General features: G+C 57.9%; 23 protein-coding genes. 11 read left to right on the top strand and 12 right to left on the bottom strand.

The window, feature by feature from the left end:
- Positions 1–42: 42 nt before the first annotated feature.
- Genes B0E48_RS16950 through B0E48_RS16935 form a run of 4 tightly spaced genes read right to left on the bottom strand, consistent with a single transcriptional unit; the run spans position 43 to position 4,442 of the window.
- Complete coding sequence (locus B0E48_RS16950) at positions 43–1,185, bottom strand: ABC transporter permease (protein WP_077439572.1); 1,143 nt, start codon at positions 1,183–1,185, stop codon at positions 43–45.
- Complete coding sequence (locus B0E48_RS16945; protein ID WP_077439571.1) at positions 1,182–2,687, bottom strand: efflux transporter outer membrane subunit; 1,506 nt, start codon at positions 2,685–2,687, stop codon at positions 1,182–1,184. The genes B0E48_RS16950 and B0E48_RS16945 overlap by 4 nt, the downstream gene beginning before the upstream one ends.
- Positions 2,665–3,750 carry a biotin/lipoyl-binding protein gene (locus B0E48_RS16940; protein ID WP_077439570.1) on the bottom strand — a complete coding sequence of 362 codons (1,086 nt, stop codon included), beginning with the start codon at positions 3,748–3,750 and terminating at the stop codon, positions 2,665–2,667. The genes B0E48_RS16945 and B0E48_RS16940 overlap by 23 nt, the downstream gene beginning before the upstream one ends.
- Positions 3,747–4,442: an ABC transporter ATP-binding protein gene (locus B0E48_RS16935; RefSeq protein WP_077439569.1), complete on the bottom strand. Its 696-nt coding sequence runs from the start codon at positions 4,440–4,442 to the stop codon at positions 3,747–3,749. The genes B0E48_RS16940 and B0E48_RS16935 overlap by 4 nt, the downstream gene beginning before the upstream one ends.
- A 168-nt stretch (positions 4,443–4,610) precedes the next feature.
- On the opposite strand from B0E48_RS16935, the gene B0E48_RS16930 reads away from it, so the two are divergent.
- Both B0E48_RS16930 and B0E48_RS16925 read left to right on the top strand, forming a co-directional pair.
- Positions 4,611–5,366: a response regulator transcription factor gene (locus tag B0E48_RS16930; protein ID WP_254424009.1), complete on the top strand. Its 756-nt coding sequence runs from the start codon at positions 4,611–4,613 to the stop codon at positions 5,364–5,366.
- A 9-nt stretch (positions 5,367–5,375) separates the two neighbouring features.
- Complete coding sequence (locus B0E48_RS16925; RefSeq protein WP_077439567.1) at positions 5,376–7,409, top strand: PAS domain-containing hybrid sensor histidine kinase/response regulator; 2,034 nt, start codon at positions 5,376–5,378, stop codon at positions 7,407–7,409.
- 6 nt (positions 7,410–7,415) lie between these two features.
- Here the strand turns inward: B0E48_RS16925 and B0E48_RS16920 are convergent, their stop codons facing one another.
- Positions 7,416–8,264 (bottom strand): helix-turn-helix domain-containing protein, encoded by an 849-nt coding sequence (locus B0E48_RS16920; protein ID WP_139350347.1) that lies wholly within the window; start codon positions 8,262–8,264, stop codon positions 7,416–7,418.
- 87 nt (positions 8,265–8,351) lie between these two features.
- Between B0E48_RS16920 and B0E48_RS16915 the strand changes: the two genes are divergently transcribed.
- The gene (locus B0E48_RS16915; protein ID WP_168170400.1) at positions 8,352–8,783 is read left to right on the top strand and encodes a CBS domain-containing protein; all 432 of its coding nucleotides are present in this window, start codon (positions 8,352–8,354) and stop codon (positions 8,781–8,783) included.
- Between the two features lie 158 nt (positions 8,784–8,941).
- Here the strand turns inward: B0E48_RS16915 and B0E48_RS16910 are convergent, their stop codons facing one another.
- Positions 8,942–9,745, bottom strand: a complete 804-nt coding sequence (locus B0E48_RS16910) for a universal stress protein (protein WP_077439564.1) — start codon at positions 9,743–9,745, stop codon at positions 8,942–8,944.
- Positions 9,746–9,968: 223 nt separating this feature from the next.
- Here B0E48_RS16910 and B0E48_RS16905 point away from each other — a divergent pair, with 223 nt between their 5' ends.
- The gene (locus B0E48_RS16905; RefSeq protein ID WP_077439563.1) at positions 9,969–10,517 is read left to right on the top strand and encodes a GNAT family N-acetyltransferase; all 549 of its coding nucleotides are present in this window, start codon (positions 9,969–9,971) and stop codon (positions 10,515–10,517) included.
- A 33-nt stretch (positions 10,518–10,550) separates the two neighbouring features.
- Positions 10,551–11,435, top strand: coding sequence for a universal stress protein (locus B0E48_RS16900; protein WP_077439562.1), 885 nt, complete (start codon positions 10,551–10,553; stop codon positions 11,433–11,435).
- A gap of 233 nt (positions 11,436–11,668) precedes the next feature.
- On the opposite strand, the gene B0E48_RS16895 is transcribed toward B0E48_RS16900, so the two are convergent.
- The 3 genes from B0E48_RS16895 to B0E48_RS17680 are packed head-to-tail and all read right to left on the bottom strand — an operon-like array spanning position 11,669 to position 13,224.
- Entirely contained in the window at positions 11,669–12,547 is an 879-nt protein-coding gene (locus B0E48_RS16895) for a universal stress protein (RefSeq protein ID WP_077439561.1), read from the bottom strand.
- Positions 12,548–12,568: 21 nt separating this feature from the next.
- Positions 12,569–13,006: a universal stress protein gene (locus B0E48_RS16890; protein WP_077439560.1), complete on the bottom strand. Its 438-nt coding sequence runs from the start codon at positions 13,004–13,006 to the stop codon at positions 12,569–12,571.
- Between the two features lie 32 nt (positions 13,007–13,038).
- The gene (locus tag B0E48_RS17680; protein ID WP_139350346.1) at positions 13,039–13,224 is read right to left on the bottom strand and encodes a hypothetical protein; all 186 of its coding nucleotides are present in this window, start codon (positions 13,222–13,224) and stop codon (positions 13,039–13,041) included.
- 328 nt (positions 13,225–13,552) lie between these two features.
- Here B0E48_RS17680 and B0E48_RS16885 point away from each other — a divergent pair, with 328 nt between their 5' ends.
- The 6 genes from B0E48_RS16885 (at position 13,553) to B0E48_RS16860 (ending at position 17,729) form a co-directional block, all read left to right on the top strand.
- On the top strand, positions 13,553–14,143 hold the full coding sequence (locus B0E48_RS16885) for a universal stress protein (RefSeq protein ID WP_254424008.1): 591 nt from the start codon (positions 13,553–13,555) through the stop codon (positions 14,141–14,143).
- A gap of 45 nt (positions 14,144–14,188) precedes the next feature.
- Entirely contained in the window at positions 14,189–15,544 is a 1,356-nt protein-coding gene (locus tag B0E48_RS16880; protein ID WP_254424007.1) for a divalent metal cation transporter, read from the top strand.
- Between the two features lie 430 nt (positions 15,545–15,974).
- Positions 15,975–16,175, top strand: coding sequence for a hypothetical protein (locus B0E48_RS16875; RefSeq protein ID WP_077439558.1), 201 nt, complete (start codon positions 15,975–15,977; stop codon positions 16,173–16,175).
- A 134-nt stretch (positions 16,176–16,309) separates the two neighbouring features.
- Positions 16,310–16,795 carry a JAB domain-containing protein gene (locus B0E48_RS16870; protein ID WP_077439557.1) on the top strand — a complete coding sequence of 162 codons (486 nt, stop codon included), beginning with the start codon at positions 16,310–16,312 and terminating at the stop codon, positions 16,793–16,795.
- On the top strand, positions 16,795–17,421 hold the full coding sequence (locus tag B0E48_RS16865) for a hypothetical protein (RefSeq protein ID WP_077519323.1): 627 nt from the start codon (positions 16,795–16,797) through the stop codon (positions 17,419–17,421). Before B0E48_RS16870 ends, B0E48_RS16865 begins: the two co-directional genes overlap by 1 nt.
- Positions 17,418–17,729: a hypothetical protein gene (locus B0E48_RS16860; protein WP_077519322.1), complete on the top strand. Its 312-nt coding sequence runs from the start codon at positions 17,418–17,420 to the stop codon at positions 17,727–17,729. Before B0E48_RS16865 ends, B0E48_RS16860 begins: the two co-directional genes overlap by 4 nt.
- A gap of 191 nt (positions 17,730–17,920) precedes the next feature.
- Here the strand turns inward: B0E48_RS16860 and B0E48_RS16855 are convergent, their stop codons facing one another.
- Genes B0E48_RS16855 through B0E48_RS16845 form a run of 3 tightly spaced genes read right to left on the bottom strand, consistent with a single transcriptional unit; the run spans position 17,921 to position 22,898 of the window.
- Positions 17,921–18,454 carry a GNAT family N-acetyltransferase gene (locus B0E48_RS16855; RefSeq protein WP_139350345.1) on the bottom strand — a complete coding sequence of 178 codons (534 nt, stop codon included), beginning with the start codon at positions 18,452–18,454 and terminating at the stop codon, positions 17,921–17,923.
- Complete coding sequence (locus B0E48_RS16850; protein WP_077519320.1) at positions 18,451–22,479, bottom strand: hypothetical protein; 4,029 nt, start codon at positions 22,477–22,479, stop codon at positions 18,451–18,453. Before B0E48_RS16850 ends, B0E48_RS16855 begins: the two co-directional genes overlap by 4 nt.
- Before the next feature lie 11 nt (positions 22,480–22,490).
- Positions 22,491–22,898, bottom strand: a complete 408-nt coding sequence (locus tag B0E48_RS16845) for a DUF6375 family protein (protein ID WP_056388798.1) — start codon at positions 22,896–22,898, stop codon at positions 22,491–22,493.
- Positions 22,899–23,048: the final 150 nt, after the last annotated feature.

The raw sequence follows: 23,048 nt of genomic DNA, 5'->3' as shown, positions 1-23,048 counted from the left end.
GCAGTGCTCTTCTTGACCAAGGTCAAGCAATGCGTCGATGTTCTAACCACGGAAGATATCGAACGGCTCGACCTTGAGCACCTTGCGGATGCTGATGTAGCTCGAGACCGCAGCAATCAGCACCACCATGCCCAACGCAAGCCCGAGGTTGGCCATGGTGACCAGCGCCGCATAGTCAGGCAGCCGAGCCTTGGCTACAGCAATCAACAACGTGCACAGTCCGATACCCAGGCCATAACCGGTAAGGCTGGTGAAGGTCACCTGGAACAGGATCATGTAGGTCAGTTCGTAGCCTTTGGCGCCGATGGCCTTCAACGCACCGAACTTGTCCAGGTTTTCCAGCACGAAGGTGTAGAAGGTCTGCGCCGAGATCGACAGGCCGACGATGAAACTGATGATCGTCATCAGCATGATATTGGTGCCGATGCCGGTCTGGTATTTGTAGAAGTCCGCAATACGCTGGTCGAACTCGTCCTTGGTCAATGCCAGATAGCCCAACTGCGCGACCTCCTTCTTGATTTCCGGAATATCGCCAGGGCTCTTCGGCTCGACCAGGATGTAGGAAATCGTGAAACGCGTACTGGGGATGTATTCGATGGCGCGGCTGTAGGTGGTGTAGAGCGTCGGTATGCCGAACAGGCCGAAGGAATTCACCTTGGCGATGCCGACCACCACGCCGCGATTGTCATTGAGCTCGAATTCCTGTCCCAGCCCCGGACTGCCCAACTTGCCGTACTCGGCATCGTCGACCACGAAAAACCCGTTGTCGGCGTAGATGTCCTCGACATTGCCCTGCTCCAGCCTGGGGCGGCCAACCAGGCTGGTGTCGTCCAGGCCCATCACCGTCACCGCCTGATAAGTGCCGTTGCGCAATTTGACAAGGGCGCCGCCGGAGTACAGCGGCACGGCATAGTGCACACCGTCGATGCTGCGCACTGCATCGAGCAGGTAATCGGGCATCGGGATGCTGCTGGCAACCGTCTGCACGGCAGGATCCATGACCCATATCGAAGCGCCCACATTGGTAACCGTGGACGCCGAACGCGAAAGGATGCCGGCGAACAGTGAGGTCATCATCACCATCAGGAACACCGCGAAGGTGATGCCCAGCAGCAAGGCCGAGAACTTGCCGCGGTCGTTGACCAGCAATTTATAGGCGAGCTTGAAGATACCCGCGTATTTCATGGCTGCACCCTGCTCGCCTGCGCGGCATGTGTCGATGCAGGCATCGCCTCGGTATGCGGCGCCTTCCACCAGCCGCCGCCGAGCGCCACATAAAGTGCGACGGCATCCTGATAGCGCTGGGCCAGCGCCTGCACATAAGCCATCTTGCTCTGCCGGTACTGTTCATCGGCGATCAGCACATCCACATAGTTCACCAGGCCAGCCGTATAGTTGGCCTGGATCAGGCTCAATGCCTGCGCAGCATCGCGGGCGGCCTCGTCATTGGCCTGCATCGCTTCCGCATCGTGCTGCAACGCCTTGAGCACGTCGGCGACCTGCTCGAACGCGGTGAGCACGGTGCCGCGATAGTCCTGCAGCGATTTCTGGTAGGCGTCGATCGCCGCCTTGCGGTTGTACCAGCGCGTGCCACCCTGGAAAACCGGCATGCTGATATCTGCCCCTGCGCTCCAGTAACGGCCCTGGCTCTTGCCGAGCGCGCCGGTAGTATTGGCGGCTGATCCGTCATCACCGCCCAGCGTGATGCTCGGAAACATCGCGGCCGTAGCAACGCCGATTTCGGCGCTGGCCTCATGCAACTGGGCTTCGGCGGCAAGAATGTCCGGTCGCTGATGCACCAGATCGGAAGGCAGGCTGACCGGTAAGCTGGCGGGCAGATGCAGCGCTTCGAAGCGAATGGCGGGAAGCTGCGACTCGCCGGCGCTTTGCCCCAATAAAGCGTGCAGCAAGTGATCAGCCTGATCGCGCTTCAGTTCCAGCGATGCCAGTTGCGCCAGGTTCGATGCACGTGCGCTGCGCAAGGTGAGCAAGTCGCTGTAAACCTCGGCACCGGACTGTATGCGTGTATCGACCAGCCCGAGTTGCTGCGTCTGCAACGATACCAACCCATGCATCACGTCGATTTCGTCGGCATAGGCCTGGCGTGCGATCGCAGTATTCACCACATTGCCGGTCAAGGTCAGATAGGTGCCTTCCATGGTGTATCGATGCATGTCTACTGCGGCGTGCAGGCCCTCTACCGTCCTGCGCTCGCTGCCGAACAGATCCAGCGCATAGCTGACGGTAGCGCTGAGGGTGAAGAGATTGAAGATACCGCCGATGCCATGCTGGCCGAGCATGGAAGGAGATGTTCGCTCACGCGTAGCATCGGCACCCACACCCAATTGGGGGAAGAAAATGCCTTGCCCTGCGCGCAGGTTGTCCTGGCTTTCGCGCAGACTGGCCTGAGCCGACTGCAGGCTCGGATTGCCGGCGATAGCCGTACTGACCCATTGATCGAGCTCGGATGAGCCAAACAGGTGCCACCAATCCGCGTCAGGTGACTGCGACAGATCGAAATGCTGGGTCTGCCCGATCGCCGTCACGTCCCCCGGTAGGTCGCCGCTCGGCAAGTAACGCGCGACAGCGGGCGCGGACGGCTTCGTGAAATCCGGCCCGACAGTGCAGGCGCCCAACAGCAGCACGGTAACCGCCGCGGCGATACTATTTTTTAGCCACGTAGACATCGACCAGTTGCCCCGGATAGATGGCCGCATCGGCGGGTTTCTTGAAGCGGAAGATGATCGGCAGCACGCGCAGGTCCACGCGCTCCAGGCGCTGGTCGGAAAGCTCGATCTTGGGTGTCACATACGGCTGCATGCGCACGAATTCGAGCGGAATTTTCAGGTTGCTACCGCGTACCGACATCTCCGCCTTTATATGCGCCAGCGACGGCAGGCGGTCGACCAAAATTTCGTCGATGAAGCAGCGCACGGACAGATAACCTTGCGGTCCGCCCATCACGATGATCGGGTCGTAACCCTGGGTATAGGCGTCGTACGCGCCTTGCGCCGATACATAGCTGCCCAGTGCCGTATTCATGGCCAGCACGATGCCGTCGGCCTGCGCGCGTATCGTGTATTTCTGCAGCAGCGCATCGGAGGCTTGGTAGGCCTGTTCCAGGGCGTTGTATTGCATCTGCTGGTTGCGGATGTCGTAGCTCCACGCGCCGGCCTTGGTCAGTTCGTATTGGCGGCGTGCAAAGCCGAGATTGGCCTTGGCAACTTCCAGTGCATCTTTATCGTTGTCGAGGGTGTCCTTGCTGACTGAGCGCGGGTCGATCGCATAGGAAAGACGCTGCTTCTCGAAGGTATCGCTGGCTGTTTTCTGACTGGCCTCGGCCTGCGCAACCTGCGCGGTGGCGACCGCCAGCGTTTCCCTGCGCGGCTGCGCTTGCAGTTCCTGCAGAGTGGCAAGCGCTGCGTCGCCCTGACGCTTCTGTTGCTCGGCCAGAGCCAGCTGCACCGAGTTGTCGATCACCAGCAAGGGCTGTCCAGCGGCGACGTGATCGCCTTCGTGCACTTGGATCTGCGTGATGCGCCCGGACACATCCGGGTAGATATTGATGTTCTCGCCGCTGCCCTGAGAGCTTTCCACGATGCCGTTGGCGTAGATGCCATTCGCGTAGGAGTTGGTGGCCGGACTGAACACGGGTGGTTGAGCCGCCTGCTCCCGGCCGTAGAAGTAGGCGCTGGCGATCGCTATCAACGCACCCAGGGCGGCCACCAGGAAAATGATCCGGTTTCTCATAAGGCTTTCTCCGTCCCAGCCGTGATGCATCCGTCTTCCATGTGCACGACACGGTCCGCGAATTCGAGAATCCGCGCGTCATGGGTGACAATCAGGACACAACGGGTGGGATTGAGTACGTGCTCACGCACGAACTGCACGATCATGCGGCCGGTATCGCCATCAAGCGACGCGGTTGGCTCATCGAGTATCAGCAATTCCGGATCACCAACCAGCGCACGAGCGATGGCGACACGCTGCTGCTCACCGCCACTCAGCTTGACCGGCGGCAATTGCCCACGATCCTTCAGGCCGACAATGGCCAGCATCCGCTCACCCTTACTCAGCGACGCATTCCAGTCTTCCCTGCGCAGCACCAGCGGAATCGCCACGTTTTCAGCCGTGGTGAGCTTGGGAAACAGATGGAAGTCCTGAAATACGAAGCCGATCGTTCGTAGCCGGAATTCAGCAAGATCGTTGGCGCTGAGCTGCCACAGGTTGGCACCCTTGACTTTCACGGTACCTGAGCTGGGGCGCAGGATGCCCGAGATCATGCTGAGCAAAGTCGTCTTACCGCTGCCTGACGGACCAACGATGAAAAGCATCTCGCCGTAATGCGCTTCAAAGGTCGCCCCGCGCACGGCCAGCGTCGCGGCAGCCCCTTCGCCGAACGACTTGGTCAGACCGGTAGCTTGAATGGCCGCGTTTTCCATGGCGTAACTTTAGGCAGCCGCGGCCCTGGCCCATTTGAGCGAAGTCAATTGAATTCGCATTCAAGTTGCCGCGTGCATCAGGCAGCTACTGCAAGCCAACCGGCGCTAGCGTATGCTCTGGTCGGAGTGTTCCGTTGAATCAGGCACCACGGGGGATCGGAGTTTCAGATGGCCATGTCGCTTAGTCCTGCGTCGTCTGCGATGGCGCCGACACATCTGCTGGTCGTTGATGACGATACCGAGATTGCCCAGATCCTCAGCCGCTACTTCGGCAGCCATGGCTTTCGTGTCAGCACGGCCGGTGACGGTGCCCAGATGCGCCGCGTTCTGGACAGCGAAGCCGTGGATATCGTCATGCTCGATCTGGGGTTGCCTGGCGAAGATGGCTTCACCCTCACCCGCCATCTGCGTGAGCATTGGCATGGCCCGGTGATTATCGTGACCGGACGCGGCGAGTCGGTGGATCGCGTCGTGGGCCTGGAACTAGGCGCGGACGACTACGTCACCAAACCGTTTGATCTGCGCGAGTTGCTGGCACGCGTGCGCAGCGTCCTACGTCGCACTGCACCGCCAGCCAAGGCATCAGACGTCAAAGCAGGCCATCCCTGGCGTCTGTCGTTCGATGGCTATGTGCTCGATCCGCGATCGCACACCTTGTCCGGACCGCAAGGCGAACCGATTCTGCTGACCAGCGGCGAATTCACGTTGCTCGGGGTTTTCGTGGAACACGCCAATCAGGTCCTTACCCGCGACCAGTTGATGACGCATATCCATGGCCGTGATGCGGGACCGTTTGATCGTTCGATCGACGTGCAGATCGGCCGCCTGCGCCGCAAGATTGAGCCCGATCCCGCCCGTCCTCAACGGATCAAGTCGATCCGTGGCACGGGCTATCTGTTTTCGTCGACGGTCCAGCGGGTATAAGGCAGCGCCATGTTCAGCAAGCAAGCTCCGGACGCGAACCTGTTCCGTTCATTATTCGAGATGGCACCGGACGCGATGATCGTGGTCGATCGGCAGGGTGTCATCGTGCTGACCAATGCGCATGCGGAGCGCCTGTTCGGCTATGGAGCAGGTACGCTTGCCGGTTTGAAGGTGGAAGCGCTGCTGCCGGCGGCGCTGCGGCAAGCGCACATCGCACATCGCACCCATTACATGTCCAACCCGCGCGAGCGTCCGATGGGCGCCGGCTACGAGCTGACCGGCGTACGCGCTGACGGCCAATCCTTTCCCGTGGAAATCGGCTTGAGCCCGGTCGCTGCATCGATGGGAACGCTGTATGCGGCATCGATCCGCGATATCTCCGAAACGCAGCGTGCACGCCAGGCCCTGGAACGCGCCCGCTTTGACGCTGCCATGGCCCAGATGGGTCGGCGTCTGCTTGAGGCCACGCATCACAAACAAGCCATCGGCGAAATGCCCGAGTTAGTGGCAACTACCCTCGATATTCCCGCAATGGCGATTCTGCTGACCGACCCGCGCCATGTCCGCTTGCAAGTCCCCGCCTCGATGGGTCTGCCTCAAGCCGTGCTGGAGAGCTTGTCGGGCGATCCCGCGCTGCATGCCATGACACGTAGCGCGACGCCGGATGTCGATGATCAACCACCCGCGCAAGGCGCCGTCATCGAAAGCCTTCGCCGCATATGCCCTTCCTTGAGCGGCGATTACCAAGACGCCGCTCTCGTGTTTTTGCCCGATAGGCATGGACCCTTGGGGCTGCTGTTGGCGCTGGCTCACCAGAAGGGCTATTTCGACCGGGATCGACTGAATTTTCTACAATCAGTCGCGAACATTCTGGCCGCATCCATTCAGCGTGAACGCAGTGAAGAACAGCTGGCACATGCGCAGCGCCTCGATGCGCTCGGTCAGCTCACTGGCGGCATTGCGCATGATTTCAACAATCTGCTGACGGTGATTTCCGGCAACCTGCAGCTGCTGGAGGCCGACATGCCGGACGATCAGGCAACGCGGGAAACCGTCGAAAGCGCTTCACGCGCCGTCGAGCGCGGTGCGGCACTCACCCGCAAACTGCTTACCTTCTCACGCCGCCAGCATCTGTTGCCGCATGCCGTCCAAACAGTGCAATTGCTGGCCGATCTGAGCGACATGCTGGGCCGTACGTTGGGCGAACGTATCGTGGTGACCGCCGAGTGCGCCAAAACTACGCCTGCGGTATACGCGGATTCGGGAGAACTGGAAGCGGCATTGATCAATCTGGCACTCAACGCGCGCGATGCGATGCCGCGCGGTGGACGCCTCGGCATCACGGCACGCTCTCATAACGTCGTCAGTGTCGAGGAAGATGCCAAGCTACAGCCTGGCTCGTATGTAGTCTTTGCGGTATCGGATAACGGTGTGGGTATGCCGCCGGAAATCCTGGCGCATGTGCTGGAGCCTTTTTTCACGACCAAAGAAGCCGGCAAAGGCAGCGGACTCGGCCTCAGCATGGTATACGGCTTCGTAAAACAGTCAGGTGGACACCTCAATATCGAGAGCCAGCTAGGTTTCGGCACGCGCGTTGAGCTTTATCTGCCTGTTGCTGTCTCAGCCCATACCGAAGAACCATTGGTCATGACGTCGCGCCAGGGCCACGAAACAGTACTGGTGGTGGAAGACGAATCGGAAGTACGGCGCGTGGCTATCGCTTTTCTGCGCACGCTGGGCCACCCGACTTTCGAGGCCAACGACGCCACCACCGCACTTGAGCGATTGGCGGAACATCCGGAAATCGATCTGCTCTTTACGGATATCGTGCTGGGCGGAGACATGACGGGTTTCGAACTTGCAGCGCTGGCACGGGAGCGGTATCCACATCTTCCCGTGCTTTTCACTTCCGGGTACGAATACGCCGCAATGGATATCGATACCTCTGCTTCCGGCGCCTTCGAACTTCTACGCAAACCCTATCGCCGCGAACAGCTTGGTGCGGCCATGCGTCGTGTGCTGGATCGGGACGTCAGTACCTGATATCGCTCAGTTCAGCGCGGTGCTTATCCCGGCCATCGAGCGCAGCCCATCGACATCCAACACCCGTACTTCGCGGCGCTGCACGTCGATGTAGCTTTGATCGTGTAGGCGCGACAGTGCCCGGCTTACGGTTTCATGCTTCAGGGCCAGGAAACTGGCCATGTCGATACGGCTCATGCGCAAGATGAAATGCTTCGCGCTATAGCCCAGGCGTGCATAGCGTGCAGCCACGTCGAGCAGAAAGGCGGCAACGCGGCGTTCGGCGGCCAGCGTGCCCAGCATCAGCATCCATGAACGGTCGCAACGAATTTCCGCCGCCAATGCTGAAGTCAGGCGTGATTGCAGCTCCGGCATGTGCAGACAGGCCCGCAACACCGCCGGATATGGCAGTTCCCAGGCTTCGCTGTCTTCCAAGGCGATCGCATCGCTGGAATAGGTGTTCAAGCCAATCGACTCCACACCGATGAGGTCGCCGCGCATGCGGAATCCGGTCACCTGTTCACGCCCATCCTCAGCCAGTTCGCAGGTCTTGTAGGAACCGGCATGTACCAGATAGATCGCCTGGAACGGCTGGCCGGCGTGATAAATGCCCTGTCCGGCGGCATGTTTGCAGCGGCGGACCGGAACGTGTTTGCGAATCGCTTCGATGTCGATCCCCAGATCGTTGCAGGTGGCTGCCAAAGCCATGGACGCGTAAGGCTTGCCTACCGGTGTGGTGCGAACGTCTGTTGCTAGCAATGTCATGACACGTACCCCCGAGCTGCAGTTCATCTCGACTACGGGGGTGACTCTAGGTGCTGCCCGTAACGGCATTAGTTCGACTCGGCAACGGTTTGTAACGGTGTGTAACAGCACTCCGACTCGATCGACGCTTGATGCGCGTCAAGCCACCCCTATCGGGCCGGCCTAGGATTGATGGCGTATTTCAGCTTGGAGACCGCCATGCGCGCCGCCGATATCGGGACTTCCCGCGTCATCCAATTGAACGAATCGTCCACCATCAACGAAGCCGCCCGCACCATGCGCCAGCACGATGTGGGTTGCGTGGTGACGATGAAGAACACCCTGGCAGGTGTACTTCCCAGCGGTATCGTGACCGACCGTGATCTGGCCATCCGTTTTCTGGCCAAAGACCTAGGCGATGAAAAAAACTTGCACGACATTCAATCGCTGCCGCTGGTGACGTGTCACGCAGACGCGACAATCGATGAGCTCGTCGGCATGATGCTGGGCAGCCACGTCCGGCGCGTGCCGATTGTGGACGACGAAGGCCAGTTGATTGGCATCGTGTGCCTGGATGATGTGATGGCTGCGCTGGCCGAACTGATGCAGCGCGCCTCGCGCGCACTCACGGACGAACGTGAACTCGACTAAGTCGTTTCTCACCACGCGTTGGAGAGTATTCGCCTGCATAACGCGCCATGCGCCATGCTCAGCACCGATGCCAAGGCACCACACGGTTCCGGCGAAGGTTGCGCGTTACGTGGATACTCCCTTGCTGCGCGCGGCTTTCGCTCGAATTGCGAACGCAATCAATGCGCCATGAGCACCGGCAATTGGGCGTGTTCGAGTATATGGCGCGTCGTGCCACCGAGAATCAGCTCAGTCATCCGCGAGTGACCCCAGGCGCCCATCACCAGCAGGTCCGCATGCATGGCATACGCCTCATTGAGCAGCGCTTCACCGGCCTTGGCCGTCGACGGAAACGGCTGAGTCGAATGCAACTTGATGCCTTGCCTCGTGAGCCAATCACGCACCGGGAGCGGCGGCGGCGCGAAACCAGGCAACTCGTCGCTCGAACCATCGATCAAGCACACCATTTCGGCCTCACGAAGGAATGGCACGGCGGCGCGCAATGCGCGCATGGATTCCTGCGTGCTGTTCCAGGCCACCACGATTCTTTCCTGACGGAAGTTTCCCTCCCACTTGGGCGGAACGAGCAACATCGGTGAGGCGGCTGAAAGCAACACACGCGTCACATAGTCCATGCCCGAGGGGTAGCCGGCCTCACGATTCGGCAAGCGGCTAACCGTGATATCCGCCATGCACGAACGCCGCGCCAGTATCGGTACGTACACACCGCGGATCACCTCCCAGCCACCTTGAACACCGTGTTCGCGGCATAGGTTCATCCACCAGGCATCGCATTGCTTGGCTTCAACCTCCTCCGCATCCAGCACAGCCATAACATCGGGCATGTACATGGAAGACGGAAAGACCTCGACGATATTGAGCCCCGTCGCATAGGCATTATGGCGGCTTGCCAGTGCCAAGCCCGTTCGCACTACGGGATTGTCGTTGCTCATCTCTTCAGTGTTGACGAGGATCTCGAACATAACGGCTCACCTTAAGCAGGATCGACATACCAACATTCATCCAGGCGCTGGTAATGCGTCTTGATCTGGGTCAACCGTTGTCGACGCGACACCGATAAGCGGGATCCATAGGTGCGATTCCTGTTTCACTTGACCGTCGTCAAGTGCTTACAAGCGCCAGCCCGCTAAAAGATAAGTGTGGCCCCTAGCAAAGGGCTTCCTACCAAGTCGCGAGGTCTTCGCCATGTCTTCCACTACAAAACAACCCCAGGCCGCTCTTGAAGGTGATCACTGGATCGAACCCCTGCGTGACGGAACGCGAGTGCTGGTGCGGCCACTACAGTCGAAGGATCGCGCCATGGAAGAAGAGTTCATTCAGCGGCTTTCACCCGAGGCACGACGCTTCCGCTTCCTGGGTGACTTCAAGGAGCCCGACAAGGCCCTGCTCGACCATTTGATGCATGTGGACTACGTCCACGACATGGCTTTCATAGCGATGGCGCACGACAACGGTCATCTGCGCGAAGTCGGCATAAGCCGTTATTCGACCACCGGCGACGGCCAGCAATGCGAATGCGCCATCACGGTGGCCGACGACTGGCGCAATCGCGGCTTGGCGGTCGTTCTGATGCGCCATCTTATCGACGTCGCGCGCAAGCAAAAGCTGACCCGGATGTTTTCGATCGACGACGTCAACAACGAACAGATGCGTGAACTCGCCAAGTATCTCGGATTCAAGCGCGAATCGCATCCGGACGACCCGCGATCGGCGGTGTACTCGCTGACCCTGTGAAAGCCCGTGCATTCCCCTGCTGGAGACATCGCCATGCTCGCCAACAAATCTCATGAAACTTCCTATGCCAAGTCGAACGCGGCAAAGCACCCCGCGTCGCAATTCCACGACATCCTCGCCCTTGTCACATCCACCGGTCCGTGGAGTGCGGCACTCCTGAGCGCCATTGATCTCGCGGCACGGTGGAATGCGAATGTCACCGGCTGCTATGTACCTCCCAGCCTGCGCGAACAGCGCGCTTATGAATCCGATCCCACAGTGATAAGCTTGTTGACCGATGGCGAGTACAACTATCCCGACGAGTCCGCCGCCTTTCATGCCTTCGCCAAGGAGCTCGGCGCGCAACATACCTCATGGGTCGTGACGCATACGGCGATTGCGCCTACGCTGCGCAAGCTCGGTGCATGGCATGACCTGGCTATCATCGAACGCGACATGGTCGGTGAGACAGGCGTGTTCGATATTCTCGGTGAAGGCATGTTGAGCAGCCGTGCACCTTGCCTCGTGTTGCCTCCACACTGGGACGATACTGTTAGCTTTGATCGCATCGTGATTGGCTGGAACGGCACCGTCGAAGGCACCCGCGCTCTGCATAGCGCGTTGCCGTTGCTTCAGCTCGCCAAACAGGTGATCCTGGTCAACGGTGAAGTGCGTACGCCTTACGCCGACCAGGTCGGCGTGACGGAACCGGATCCCATCGTCTACCTGATGCATCACGGCATTGCCGCAAAGCCACATTACATCAACGTGCCGTCCATTGAAGCCGGCAAGTGCCTTCTGCAAAAGGCGCACGAAGTGCGTGCAGACCTTCTGGTGATGGGGGCTTATGGGCATTCACGTATCCGTGAACGCGTGCTCGGCGGCGCAACCCGGTATGTCATGGCGAACGCCGACATTCCCGTCTTTATGCAACACTGATTCAAGCAGAATGGTGCCTTCGCCAAATATGCAGTCGACACGGCCGCCTACGTGGCACGCCTTCCCGGCGTAATCGACACAATGTCGATTACGCCGATTCTTTGCACTAGCGTCACGGCCTACAAAAGCATCAAGAAACCCGGTTCACACCCTCGCGAATGGATCGCCATCTCGGGCATTTATTGGCGGCCATGGCCATGCGGGAGGGAGGAAGCGTTGATGTCGGTAAGCGCTCAGTGCTGCAGCAACATCGGTATCTTCGCGTTCTCGAGCATGCACCTGAACACACCGCCCGCTACCCGTTCACGAAGACGTGAATGGCTGAATGCGCCAAGCACAAACAAATCGGCACGAAGCTGTTGCGCCTCCCATATCAAAGCGCCACCGACGATCGCCACGTCACCATCAATTCGACGCTGATGCGCCGTTACACCATGTTGCGCGAGAAACCGATAGGGATCGAACTTGGGTAGGTCAGCATTGTGATCGCCATCCTCGTCTGTCCCATCCAGGATCCAGACCTCTTTGGCATCCAGCAGAAATGGCATCGCTGCGTGAATGGCGCGGGTAGCTTGAGGGCTTCCGTTCCAGCCGATGACAATGCGTTCGAAGGACGACGAGACTGTGCATAGCTTTGGCAGGAGGACACAAGGCAATCGGCAGGCCCATAAAAGATGGGTCAGAAAGGTCAGCAACTCGTTCGCTTCCATCATGTCGCTTTCAACAACCGCCAGATCGTGCCAGGCGGCGAGCTGCGTGATGGCGCTTCCAACATCGGCTTGCACGGCAGCCCAGTTCGTCTTGGCGACGCCGTTCTGGTTAGCAAAAAGCGTGAAGTCGGCTGCAGTCGGTGTACTGAAAAGAACATCGTCGCATCCCAGTGCGTGCATCGTCGACTCGACATCCAACACACTGAAATCGCGCAACATGGGGTCGACGTAGCAGCCTGTCAGCACGGACCCATAGCGTGAAGCCAACGAAGCGCCCATCACCGCCGCTGAGCTCCAGGGAGTACTCGCCGTCAGAAAAGCCACGATATTTGGGATCGTCATCGCGCCTCGCACGTGCGATTTATCATGATCGGAAATGGGCATCTCTAGCAGTTCAGCCATAACGTCTCTCCTTTTCTGACATCAGCGACAAACAAGCAACGGAATTTCGGCGCAGCTCAGCACCTTGTTGGTTTCGCTACCGAGTACCAGATGGTCCCATCCCGTGCGACCATGCGTCCCCATCACGATCAGATCGCAATCGTACTTTCGGGCCGCACCAATGATGGCGCTATAGGGGCGTTCGTCGAATGCGTAGTTGCCTTTAAACGGCACATCGGCCTCCCTGGCCAGTACGTGGATCGCCTCAAGCTGCTGCTGCGCGCGACCGATCGCTTCCTCGTGATAGTCATCTGAAGCGTGCCGAATCAGATCGGAAAAATAGGAAACGGCCGCCAGTGGCGCCAATACGTGAAAGGCATGGACGCGCGCGGCGATCTGTTTGGCCATTGCGATGCCAAGGCGGGCAGCCCGTAGCGACTGATCCGATCCGTCGATGGGCAGGAGGATATTCTTGAACATCGCGCACCTCCGAGGCTGGGTGGACCGTTGGATTACTTGCGTGCGTCGTTGATCAGGCTGAGCACCAGTGCCACCGAACAGATGCCGCCGATCCAGTCCGTCGCTGTCCAGGTGAATTCGTTGCCTCTAACTACGCTGATCAGGGCGCTGGCTACAGCAATAAGCAAAAGACCGGTCGAGAGCATCGAAAACGCTGGCGCAGTTGATTGGCTTTTCATCGCACACCTCGCTTGGATATTGGTGCAACGGCATGCGAACTGTCACATGACACGTCATCGTTTCTTACCGGCATCCGTTTGAGCGCGTGTCCATCGCTTTTCAGACAAAAGAAATCGCTCGTACCTGCACGAAGCTGCCCACAAAAACGCTCAATCTTTACGACGGTACGTTTTGCGAGTACCCGATGCTTCAGCAAGTTCAAAGCGGTGCTCCTTTTTCAATCAACTCGCTGACAGCTTAGGCAAGCAGGCACGGCTCATCTTGATGTTGATCAACTGATCATCACCATTTCCTCTTTTTCGACGCGGCACGGGATTACTCAACGACTTGACCACGATCAATATCGCGGCAATTGCACCGGGCATCATGAAACTCGACGTGCCTGAGCGTAGGCGCGGCATCCCTAAGACTCTGGAGGCTCTACCCATGTTCGCCGCAACCGCCATGCACCGGGAATCCACCGAAGCGCAACCGAAGTCGCTATTCCGGCACTTGCTGCTTCCGATCGACGGATCGGATCTCTCGCTGCGAGCCTTCAGTATGGGCCTCGAACTGGCGAAGACATTTGACGCCAAAGTGCTAGCGCTGCACGTCGTGCCACCATTCAACTCCTTCGCCTACATGACTGAACTTCTTGCTGCTACAGAGCTGAGTTTTAGCCAGCAAGCAGTTCAAACCGCTTCACGCTACCTGGACGAGGCCAAAGCACTGGCCAAGGCTGCACAAGTGCCCTGCGAGTGCCACTACGCCTTTGGCGAGCGCCCCCATCAAGCTATTCTGGACGCCGTCAACGAGCATCATTGCGACCTCATCGTCATGGCCACCCATGGCTGGCATGGCTTGAATCGGTTGATGCTGGGTAGCGAAACGCAAAAGGTACTGCTGCAAAGCAAGATCCCAGTACTGGTTTGCCGGTAACCTAAGGGCAAGAGCATGCCTTTTCGATGGGATCCTAACACCCGCGTGGACCAAGCACCGCTCAAGCCGGTCATACGGAAAGACGTCGCATCGGAAAGCACCCCCGCTGTCGATCCTGGCGGCACGTCCTTGTACAAAACCTTGTGGCATCGCCTGAAGCAGCACCCGTTGGCACATGTTGGCCCCGGACTGATCACCGGTGTCGCCGATGACGATCCGAGTGGCATCGCTACTTATTCACAGGCCGGCGCACAGTTTGGTCTCAACATGTTGTGGACCATGCCACTAGCATTCCCGATGATGGCGGCCATTCAATCCATGTGCGCTCGGATCGGACGCGTGACTGGCAAAGGTCTGGCCGCGAACATCAAAACGACGTTTCCGCCTTATGTGCTCAAAGCTGTTGTAGTGCTGCTGCTGATCGCAAACACGCTCAATATCGCCGCGGACATTGCCGCGATGGGTGAGGCGGCAGAACTGGTCACCACGGTCGACCGGCACGTCATGACGGTCGGCTTTGTTGTCGGCATGCTCGCTCTACAGATCATCGTGCCGTACCACCGCTATGTGTTTTATCTGAAATGGTTGACGCTTTCGTTGCTTGCATACGCTGCCGTGCTCTTTACCGTCCACGTGCCATGGAAAGAAGTCATCTGGCACACGCTTTGGCCGCATTTCGTGCCGAACACGGACACCGCTACCATGGCAGTCGCCATTTTCGGCACAACCATCAGCCCCTATCTTTTCTTCTGGCAAGCGTCCGAAGAAGTCGAGGACATGCGCCTGAAAGGCGAAGCGCGACCGTTGACGCAAGATCCCGGTGCCGCGGCGTCAGAATTAACCCGCATCAAGTGGGATACCTGGAATGGCATGTTCTATTCGGACATCGCTGCCTATTTCATCATTCTTGCCACGGCGGTCACGTTGCATGTCGCAGGCATCACCGACATCACGACTGCCGCACAAGCGGCAAGCGCGCTTCGACCACTCGCCGGCGATCTTGCCTATCTTCTGTTTGCACTCGGCATCCTCGGAGTCGGCCTGATCGGCGTGCCGGTTCTCGCAGGCTCCGCCAGCTATGCTCTTTGCGAAGCGATGGGCTGGCAATGGGGCCTGGAACGCAAGGCCAAGGATGCACGTGGGTTCTACGGCGTGATCGCCGTCAGTGTACTTGCGGCCCTGGTCATTCAGTACTCGTCCATTCCGCCGATGAAGGCCCTGTTCTGGAGCGCTGTGATTAATGGCGTCGTTGCCGTACCACTGATGGTGGTGGTTATTCTGCTGGCTTCAAGGAAATCGGTCATGGGCACGTTTACCGCCCCAAGGCTCATCATCAGGATCGGCTGGATCTCTACCGTCTTTATGGGCGTTGCAGCCATATGGATGTTGATCGCCAGTTAGATCATCACTCAACAGAGGTCGGATTGGCCCAACTTCCATTCGCACACAACTCTGTTAGTCAGTGAATCGTGGGCGCTCGGTCGATCGAAAATAATTTCAGCCCTACATCACCCCATAGAGAGCAGCAGGAGCTCTCGCGTATGAGCTGACGCCGTCAGTCTTGCACCAACTCCATGGGAGAAATCGTGATGTACAACTATCCAGTACTCGAATGTCTTCTTGCATTCGCGATCGTATTTTCGATCGGCTTTTTGTTGGCTAAGAGCAACCATAACGGTGACGCCGTGGCGTTGCCGAACGGAGTGGCTCACATATGACGCCACCATGCCCCCAGTGCCACACCGCGTTCGTCGTCCCTCGACGTCGCGCGCAAACCACGGCAGCCGCCATCGGCGGCATCGCTGGTGCTATCCAAGGTGCCTCCAGCGCGATGACGGACGCAAAGGAAAACGATGATCCGCTGGGTGTCATTGCTAGCGCGATCCTCGGCGGCCTGCTCGGCGGCGCAGCGGGCTGTGTAGCAGGTTCGGCAATCGGTGCGCCGATTGACCAAGCCCTACCCGACAACTTTCGTTGCCAGGCCTGCGGCCATGTATTTGATGCCAATCGCACTGATCCGGTTTTGACGTAGCGCCCCAAAAGCCAGCCGCATCGAGCCAACCGGGCTCGGGCCCCCATTTCTTTTCATCTTTCCTGACGACTTCGCATAGAGCCCGGCCTCACGGCCGGGCTCTATGCGTTTGTGCACATCACAAGGAGCACCTTATGAAAGTTGTTCGATCATTGACCTACACTCGCTACAAGCTCACTGACGAAACGACAGAGCAGGACGTTCTCGCCGCGGCCGAAGGCATCCTGAAAGGAAGGCTTGAACGTCAAGGCAGCATCGGCAATCCAACCGATGCCAACGACTTTCTTCGCATGCGCTTGGGTGCTCTTTTTCACGAGGAGTTTCACGTCCTGTGGCTGGACAACCGCCATCGCATTCTCGACTGTCAGAAGCTCTTTACCGGCACCGTCGATGGCGCCAACATCTATCCCCGGGAAGTCGTGCGGGCCGCGTTGAGCATCAATGCCAGCGCCGCCATTTTTGCGCACAACCACCCCAGCGGCGTTGCCGAGCCCAGTGCGGCGGACCGTGCAATTACCCACGAGCTTCGGGATGCTTTGCGGCTAATTGGCGTGCGGATTCTTGACCACATTGTTGTGGGTGCCGAGTGCGTCAGCATGGCCGGCAGAGGGCTGATGTGATGCAGATGCTCACTGCTGCCCTACCCTTTGCTGGGTTCTACGGTTCCCAGCACGATGCTGAGCTGGACTACGCCATGACGGCGATGTTCTCAAACGACCAGGGTCATCCGAATCAGGGTTTGACCGATCGCTTAAGCAGCGCCTGCTGTTGGTCGGCAGTCCACTGCGCGTACGCCAAGGAGTTTTCGGAATGCTTTTGCGAGGAAGCTGGGATCCACCACGCGCGTTTCGAGTCGATGGATTCCCCAAAGTTCTACAACTTCGAGACAGATCGCCTGTTTATCGAACTGCCGCTGGAAGATGCACAGCGGATGATGCGCGAGACATCGACGGCCTCACTCGCCCAGGTGGCCGGTGAGCGCCACACGTCCCGCAGCGGCTTCATCTCCTTCTACTCGCCCGACTGGAGAACGTGGGGTGACGTGACGTGCTGGGATCACAACCAACTTCAAACCTTGATTGAAGCGTATGTGCTCGACACCCATGGTGAACTGGATGAGACCGGCCTGATGGAGAGCGCACGAGGAAACGGAAGGCCTGAGGAGTGGATTGAGGACAACACGCCCGGGATCGAGCGGCTCTATCGCGTTCACGACTACCTGCGCACACGGGAGGCACGCACATGAAGAACTGCAGCGAACGGCTGGCCGAGAACAGGGCCACGCTCCACATGCACGGCAAGCTCATCGAGACGGTCGTGGAGATCGCATGGAACATGGCGCTCGCCCGCTTCCGGCCCAACGACAGTTACGAGTTCCACAACCTCGCGAAGAATTGGGCGGCAGAGTTCGAGGCGTTGTATGACGATCGTGTCGCGTCTTGTGAGTGGGACGAAGACTCCTGGCGCGAACGATGCGAGTACTTCACACGGGAGAAGGTAGACGAAGTGGTACTTGCAGGACTCGGTCGAATCCTGGCGCGAGACGAGCCCTGAGTGGCGTCGGCTATCTCCGGGTGGCCGACGCCCTCTTTCGCGTCGCCCCTGATGCGGATGTCCATTCCGGTGGTGCCGTCATCTCGTTTGACATGCCAGGAATGTCTCAGTTCGGCCAGAAGCGGTCACTCAGTGTATGTAGCTTGAGGAAACTGCTTCTCCACTAACCATCTCGAATGACTTTCCCACGGTTACGCGCCATCCGGACGCACAAATAGCGCCAAGTTGCCTTGATTCTGCTGCGATGGCCATTCTCTGCCAACGCGATCAAAGCCCAACTGGGCTAAGGTCCGGTGCATACCGTGATTCTCGACGCGAGACGTTGCGAAGACGCCACTCCCTGTAGCGGCATCGACTACTGCACTGCACAGGGGCAAGGAATGCCCCTGTCCCCTTGCGATAGGAACGACGTAGACCCACCCGAGCTCAAGTAGAAATTCCTTCGCATCAAGCACTGTGCGGGATCGCTCGAAGACTTGCGCACGATGACTCCGTGTGGGTCGCTTCAGGCCAGCGACCCCCAACAATTGGTCGTCCTTCTTGAGCAACGCGATGCTTTCCGCCTGAAGCACGCGATCCCTGAGTCCTTGAGCCAGCACTTCGCCGCCAACCAGCACAAGCGCAACGAACTCATCGATCGCCTTCGAATCGAACGCGGACGGTTTCTCGGCTATCACAATTGCGTTTCTGGCATGCATGTCAAAGGTACGGCCGCTTAGATTCACTTGGCCCGAGATTTCCTCGGTATTCGGATCTCGGAATACTTGTGAATGTGTTTGTGCTTGTCGTACACATGATGCAGATCACGGTCGATCCCTGATCGGCCACGGTAGTGCTCCCCTCGCTCGCCCCAGATCAGCCAAACCAACGCCTTGTTCGACGCCTCCAAGTACTGGTCAAGCAGATCCGCTCGCACGTAAGCGATGTGCCCTCGCACCGACTCGTCTCGACCTTTGAGTCGGCGATAGAGCGAACCAACTCCCTCTTGCTCGTAGAGATCCCAATGATACGGTCGAAAACCCAATCCCGTTGCCTGGCAGATCGCTGGTGAGGGGAAAAATGCGCCACTCCCATGGTTCAACTTGCTGTGATAACTCTCCCAGGAGTAGACGTGTACAGGCACTTCGACAGGTACACCAATTCCGGTCCATCGATCCGAAGAGACCACCTCTTGCTCTGAATCGGACACCGGCGGTGGGACGCCTGGCACCGATTCGAATGGCATCTCTCCGGCGTACTTGTAGTACTGCTCGCGAACCTTCGCGATGGCATCGTTGCCCGGATACTCCATGGAATCGAAGACCTTCCTGAGTTTGCTGACCTGATCCCGCTCAACCAACATGCCTCGCATAAAGGTAAAAACATTTCGATAGTCTGTTTTTGCGGTTTCTTCCAAGAACCCCTCAAGCAGCACCCAGTTCCCCACCACGTCGTCGACGACGCTTGGTTGCAGCAAGCTGCCGTAGTCCGGCACGGGGCCGTCAACAATCCACTGGGCAATGTCCTGCGGCGACCCCACGAACAGTTCGGGAAGCACTGGGTCCCACGATTTGACCGCGCCGAGAAAGGTCGGATCAATATCTGCGTCTACGGTTCGTTCGTCGCCACGCCATTCGGACAGGAGGTTTTTGTCGCTCCTCACCCCCCACATCTCGAAGTAGGCAATCCATCCGTACTTCTTGCCGTACCTGTCGACTTTCGTGCCTTCTTCGTCATGGCGTGAGGAGGACCGCATAGTCTTGTCGACTTCTCGAAACAACTCCGGGTCGTAGCCCAACTGAAGCATTCTGACCACGATCGCTTTCCTAACCCCTACATACTCTGTGTTTTCGAAGTCATAGTTGGATCGGTTGGCTACCAGCCTGCCGAGCGTGTAGTTGCCAAAATCCATAGATATGGCCGCTTGATCTGCTGCATCAATTCTCTTCGCACTTGTACGCGGCAGCTTGTCAAACGGAGACGGCAGATGGCTGAATGGCGGCTTGAGATAATTTGCCTCTTCGTGAGAAATGCAGGAGGAATCAATCCTCCTAGCTAACGTGATGATGCCCAAGCAGTACTGACGCAGCAGTGCATGCCGAGTAGGCGTCGCCGCGTGATCAGAAAAGTACGAACTGAAAATATTTCTGGCTACTGTCGGCAGTATTGATCTGGTAGTCGCGTTTGACTCATCCGACCACGTAGACAATGCCGCTCCGTAGGCCGCCGCGAACATTCGTTCCGGCACGTAAGGATCCGAAATTGTGCTGGACTCCAGCGCAAGCTCGTAAAAGCCATCTGGCATCACTAGGGCGAACGTATGTAGTGCTTTCGTTGAAAGGTCACGTAGGTACCTTGAGGTTGTTGTCAACATCCACATGACCCAACGAGCCCGCGCCAACTCCTTGCGATCTACGCCGCCGCGCGCCCACTTCACATCGAGATCGATCACATCCTTTCTGCAAATCTCCTCATTCTTACGCAGCCACTCGGACCACGACAGATCGCGCGCCGAATTGGTCATGCGGCGAAGTACCCCATCCGAGAAATCTGCATCAAATGGGTGAGCACTGGCCGCGCGCGTCATTCGAAGCAACGGGTACGCAGCATGAGCGAACCCGGATGAAGTGATCATTTCGTCATGGAACCGGTCAACAGTCTCCCGGTTGATATGGGCCGGGTCCCCTTTCGCAGAAAGAAGCAGCGCGCTAGAAACAAGACTTGTAGGCAGCACCTGCCATAGCTGACGCCCGCGCTTACGAACTGGAAACAGCCCGGCCATAGCACCAAAGATGTCCGTGGCGAGCGGGTGAGAATCCAGGCCACCGGATGACAACTTCAAGATATTCGCTGGGGAACAGAGCCATTCGTCGATGTCATCACGGTGGAGGAGATACTCCGCGATTACGTGACCAGCCATCAAGTCGTAAGTGAACGCAACCCCAAATCGCCCGGTGCCATTTGACAATCGTACGAGCACGCCCTCCGATTCCAAGCTCCTTAGTAGACTTTCGTTCCAAGAACCAGCGTCTTTGATAGTCTCGCGGGCAAATTGCTGCTCGATTCCACGAGTCTTTCGCTCCCACAGCAGCTCGCCAAGCTTGCGAAGGGCATCCTGCACTTCGTCCTGATAGAGACGCCTAGAGGAAGGCGACCGATCTGCAATTCGTACAACCAGTCGCCGGAAGTACTCGCTGAAAAGCGCGCTCATTGAGCGAGGAAGCGCTTCTACGCCGACAAGGTGCTTACGATCTGGATTTGCGACCTCGCAATAGATGCGAAGCGTAAGTGGATGCTGGAGGAATTCCAGAGGTAGATCTTCGTCAGTGGCATCGATCTTGTAGTGCTCAAAATATTTGGCAATCGCCGCCCTTGGATTGTCTTCAAACCCATTCATTGCGAAGGAGGACATGCCTTCGGGAAGGCAGTCGCCAGAAAACTGGTCTCGAAGGGTCACTATGAGCAGGACGTGGGGAAAGCGCTTCAGGATCTCGTCGGCCCTGAACAGCGGCTCTTTCCAATCTCTCGGATCCTCGGCCTCGTTCAGGCCGTCAATCACCACCGGCAGTCGTTTTCCGGCCCTCTCTCCAGCAGCATCGACCGCTTCAACAAATTGCTCGAAGCTCGGAGCGGCCTTTCCTCCAATCTTGAAACTACGTACTAGATCATCAAGATCCTGCCCGGCGTGCAAGTCCTTTCCAAATAGGACGACACCACCGAACAGCTCTGCAGTAGGACAAGTCAATCTCAGTGATAGCTCAGACTTTCCGGCACCTGCAGGCGCAAGGACGGCCGCTGCGCGAATCTCAACCAAGTCTCGCAGCGCAGCAAGCTCCGAATCTGCTGCATAGATGTCTGCAAGCAGGTTCGCGCCAACAAGAGCACATGGGGATCGTGCAGATCGCAGTCTTGCAACAAGCTGACGATGCCTTTGGGGGTTGTCAATGCCTTCTGCGGACAACTGCTTTATAGCCGCAATGTCGCCGAGACGAATGGCATCGTGAACATCCTTCAAAACACTAGCCGCAGCTGCGCTCTGCGTAAGCAATTCGCTCAGACCCGGATGCAGTTTCGTCGGAACACTTCCGAAATCTGCATTGATCTCACCTGCTTGAGCGTTCAACCGGTCGACTAGGTGAGAAAGGCTACTCCACACTGTATGGCTAAGCTGACACCGCAGTAGGGCTTCCTCAGTTGGAACAACATGGTGCACTTCGGGCTGGTATCGATGTCGAAATGGCGCGGCCGCGACCTTGTACTGGTCGGCAAGCGTTTGAGGAGTGATTACGAGCTCACCGAAGTATGATTCCCGTAGATTGGTGGCCACACCCGACAACAGTAGCTCGACGTCGTCCGACGTATTCAATGCGAGCTTTACACCTGGATAGGCTGATGCAAGCCCGTAATACCACTCCTGGTCAGCTTTCGTCAGCGTGTGCTTCGTCCATAAGACCCAGTCTGTTAGTCCTGGAAGATACTTTTTGGACTTGTTCAATCCGTCGACAATCTTGTCGCGCCTAGTCTTTCCAAGGTTTTGGCCATTGCTGATCCCGTACCACTTGCACTGCCAACCGAACCAGCGCGGTGGGTCACCTAAATCGCAGGCCGTGTGCAACTTGAGGTGGAACTCAACTCCGGCTTGGTTGGCGAGCTCTTGGAAATCTCCAAATTGCCCGTAGTGTCGCCGCATGACTGCGCGGCAGAGCTTCTCGAAGTTGACGTCCGCAGCGCCTGGCAGGCGAGCGAATGCTTCCCAATTCACTGCGGGCATCAGGTTCCGCCTCAATCCTGTTTGGATTTGTCTTCCGGGTAGTCATGTGCGGAGAAGATTTCTACCCGCGCGCCTGCTTCGACGAACACCTTGATGAAAGCCGATAGATCAGCTTCTTCAGTCCGAACTGTTATTCGATTGCCGTCTCTGTCGATGCTATGGTCCAACGCAAACTGTTCGAGATCAGTGGGTGATAGCGAATAAGCCCTATTGGCACGAAGCAACGAAAGCATATCGTCCGAGAATCGCTGATCCTCTGGCGCTGACCTCGAAATATCGTAGGCCTCGTCCTTAGCCGCCTGCTCGACAATTTTGTCAATGAACGTGTTGACATTATCGGCGTCGCGCTCCTGTTTGAACGTGCCTATCAACACCAAGTTCATTGAGTGCTCTGATCCATATGCGTTCCAAATTTTCAATGTACACCTCGACTCATCTCGCCTAGGGACACTCTGATTTATTTCCCGTCTGCGGCATCATAGCCAGCCGTTCCCAGGAAGCCCATCGCCGATGAAGCAGCGTTCCTTTGCCTCGCTGAGTTTCGAGTCCAAGAAGAAGCCGACACGGCG

This window comes from Rhodanobacter sp. C03 (genome assembly GCF_002001175.1).
Classification (GTDB): domain Bacteria; phylum Pseudomonadota; class Gammaproteobacteria; order Xanthomonadales; family Rhodanobacteraceae; genus Rhodanobacter.
This window is presented reverse-complemented; position numbering and strand designations above follow the sequence as displayed.

Bases quoted from the DNA above. Each gene is read 5' to 3' on its own strand.
- B0E48_RS16950 (WP_077439572.1), bottom strand. From the start codon at position 1,185: ATGAAATACGCGGGTATCTTCAAGCTCGCCTATAAATTGCTGGTCAAC.
- B0E48_RS16945 (WP_077439571.1), bottom strand. From the start codon at position 2,687: ATGTCTACGTGGCTAAAAAATAGTATCGCCGCGGCGGTTACCGTGCTG.
- B0E48_RS16940 (WP_077439570.1), bottom strand. From the start codon at position 3,750: ATGAGAAACCGGATCATTTTCCTGGTGGCCGCCCTGGGTGCGTTGATA.
- B0E48_RS16935 (WP_077439569.1), bottom strand. From the start codon at position 4,442: ATGGAAAACGCGGCCATTCAAGCTACCGGTCTGACCAAGTCGTTCGGC.
- B0E48_RS16930 (WP_254424009.1), top strand. From the start codon at position 4,611: ATGGCCATGTCGCTTAGTCCTGCGTCGTCTGCGATGGCGCCGACACAT.
- B0E48_RS16925 (WP_077439567.1), top strand. From the start codon at position 5,376: ATGTTCAGCAAGCAAGCTCCGGACGCGAACCTGTTCCGTTCATTATTC.
- B0E48_RS16915 (WP_168170400.1), top strand. From the start codon at position 8,352: ATGCGCGCCGCCGATATCGGGACTTCCCGCGTCATCCAATTGAACGAA.
- B0E48_RS16910 (WP_077439564.1), bottom strand. From the start codon at position 9,745: ATGTTCGAGATCCTCGTCAACACTGAAGAGATGAGCAACGACAATCCC.
- B0E48_RS16905 (WP_077439563.1), top strand. From the start codon at position 9,969: ATGTCTTCCACTACAAAACAACCCCAGGCCGCTCTTGAAGGTGATCAC.
- B0E48_RS16900 (WP_077439562.1), top strand. From the start codon at position 10,551: ATGCTCGCCAACAAATCTCATGAAACTTCCTATGCCAAGTCGAACGCG.
- B0E48_RS16895 (WP_077439561.1), bottom strand. From the start codon at position 12,547: ATGGCTGAACTGCTAGAGATGCCCATTTCCGATCATGATAAATCGCAC.
- B0E48_RS16890 (WP_077439560.1), bottom strand. From the start codon at position 13,006: ATGTTCAAGAATATCCTCCTGCCCATCGACGGATCGGATCAGTCGCTA.
- B0E48_RS17680 (WP_139350346.1), bottom strand. From the start codon at position 13,224: ATGAAAAGCCAATCAACTGCGCCAGCGTTTTCGATGCTCTCGACCGGT.
- B0E48_RS16875 (WP_077439558.1), top strand. From the start codon at position 15,975: ATGACGGACGCAAAGGAAAACGATGATCCGCTGGGTGTCATTGCTAGC.
- B0E48_RS16870 (WP_077439557.1), top strand. From the start codon at position 16,310: ATGAAAGTTGTTCGATCATTGACCTACACTCGCTACAAGCTCACTGAC.
- B0E48_RS16865 (WP_077519323.1), top strand. From the start codon at position 16,795: ATGCAGATGCTCACTGCTGCCCTACCCTTTGCTGGGTTCTACGGTTCC.
- B0E48_RS16860 (WP_077519322.1), top strand. From the start codon at position 17,418: ATGAAGAACTGCAGCGAACGGCTGGCCGAGAACAGGGCCACGCTCCAC.
- B0E48_RS16850 (WP_077519320.1), bottom strand. From the start codon at position 22,479: ATGCCCGCAGTGAATTGGGAAGCATTCGCTCGCCTGCCAGGCGCTGCG.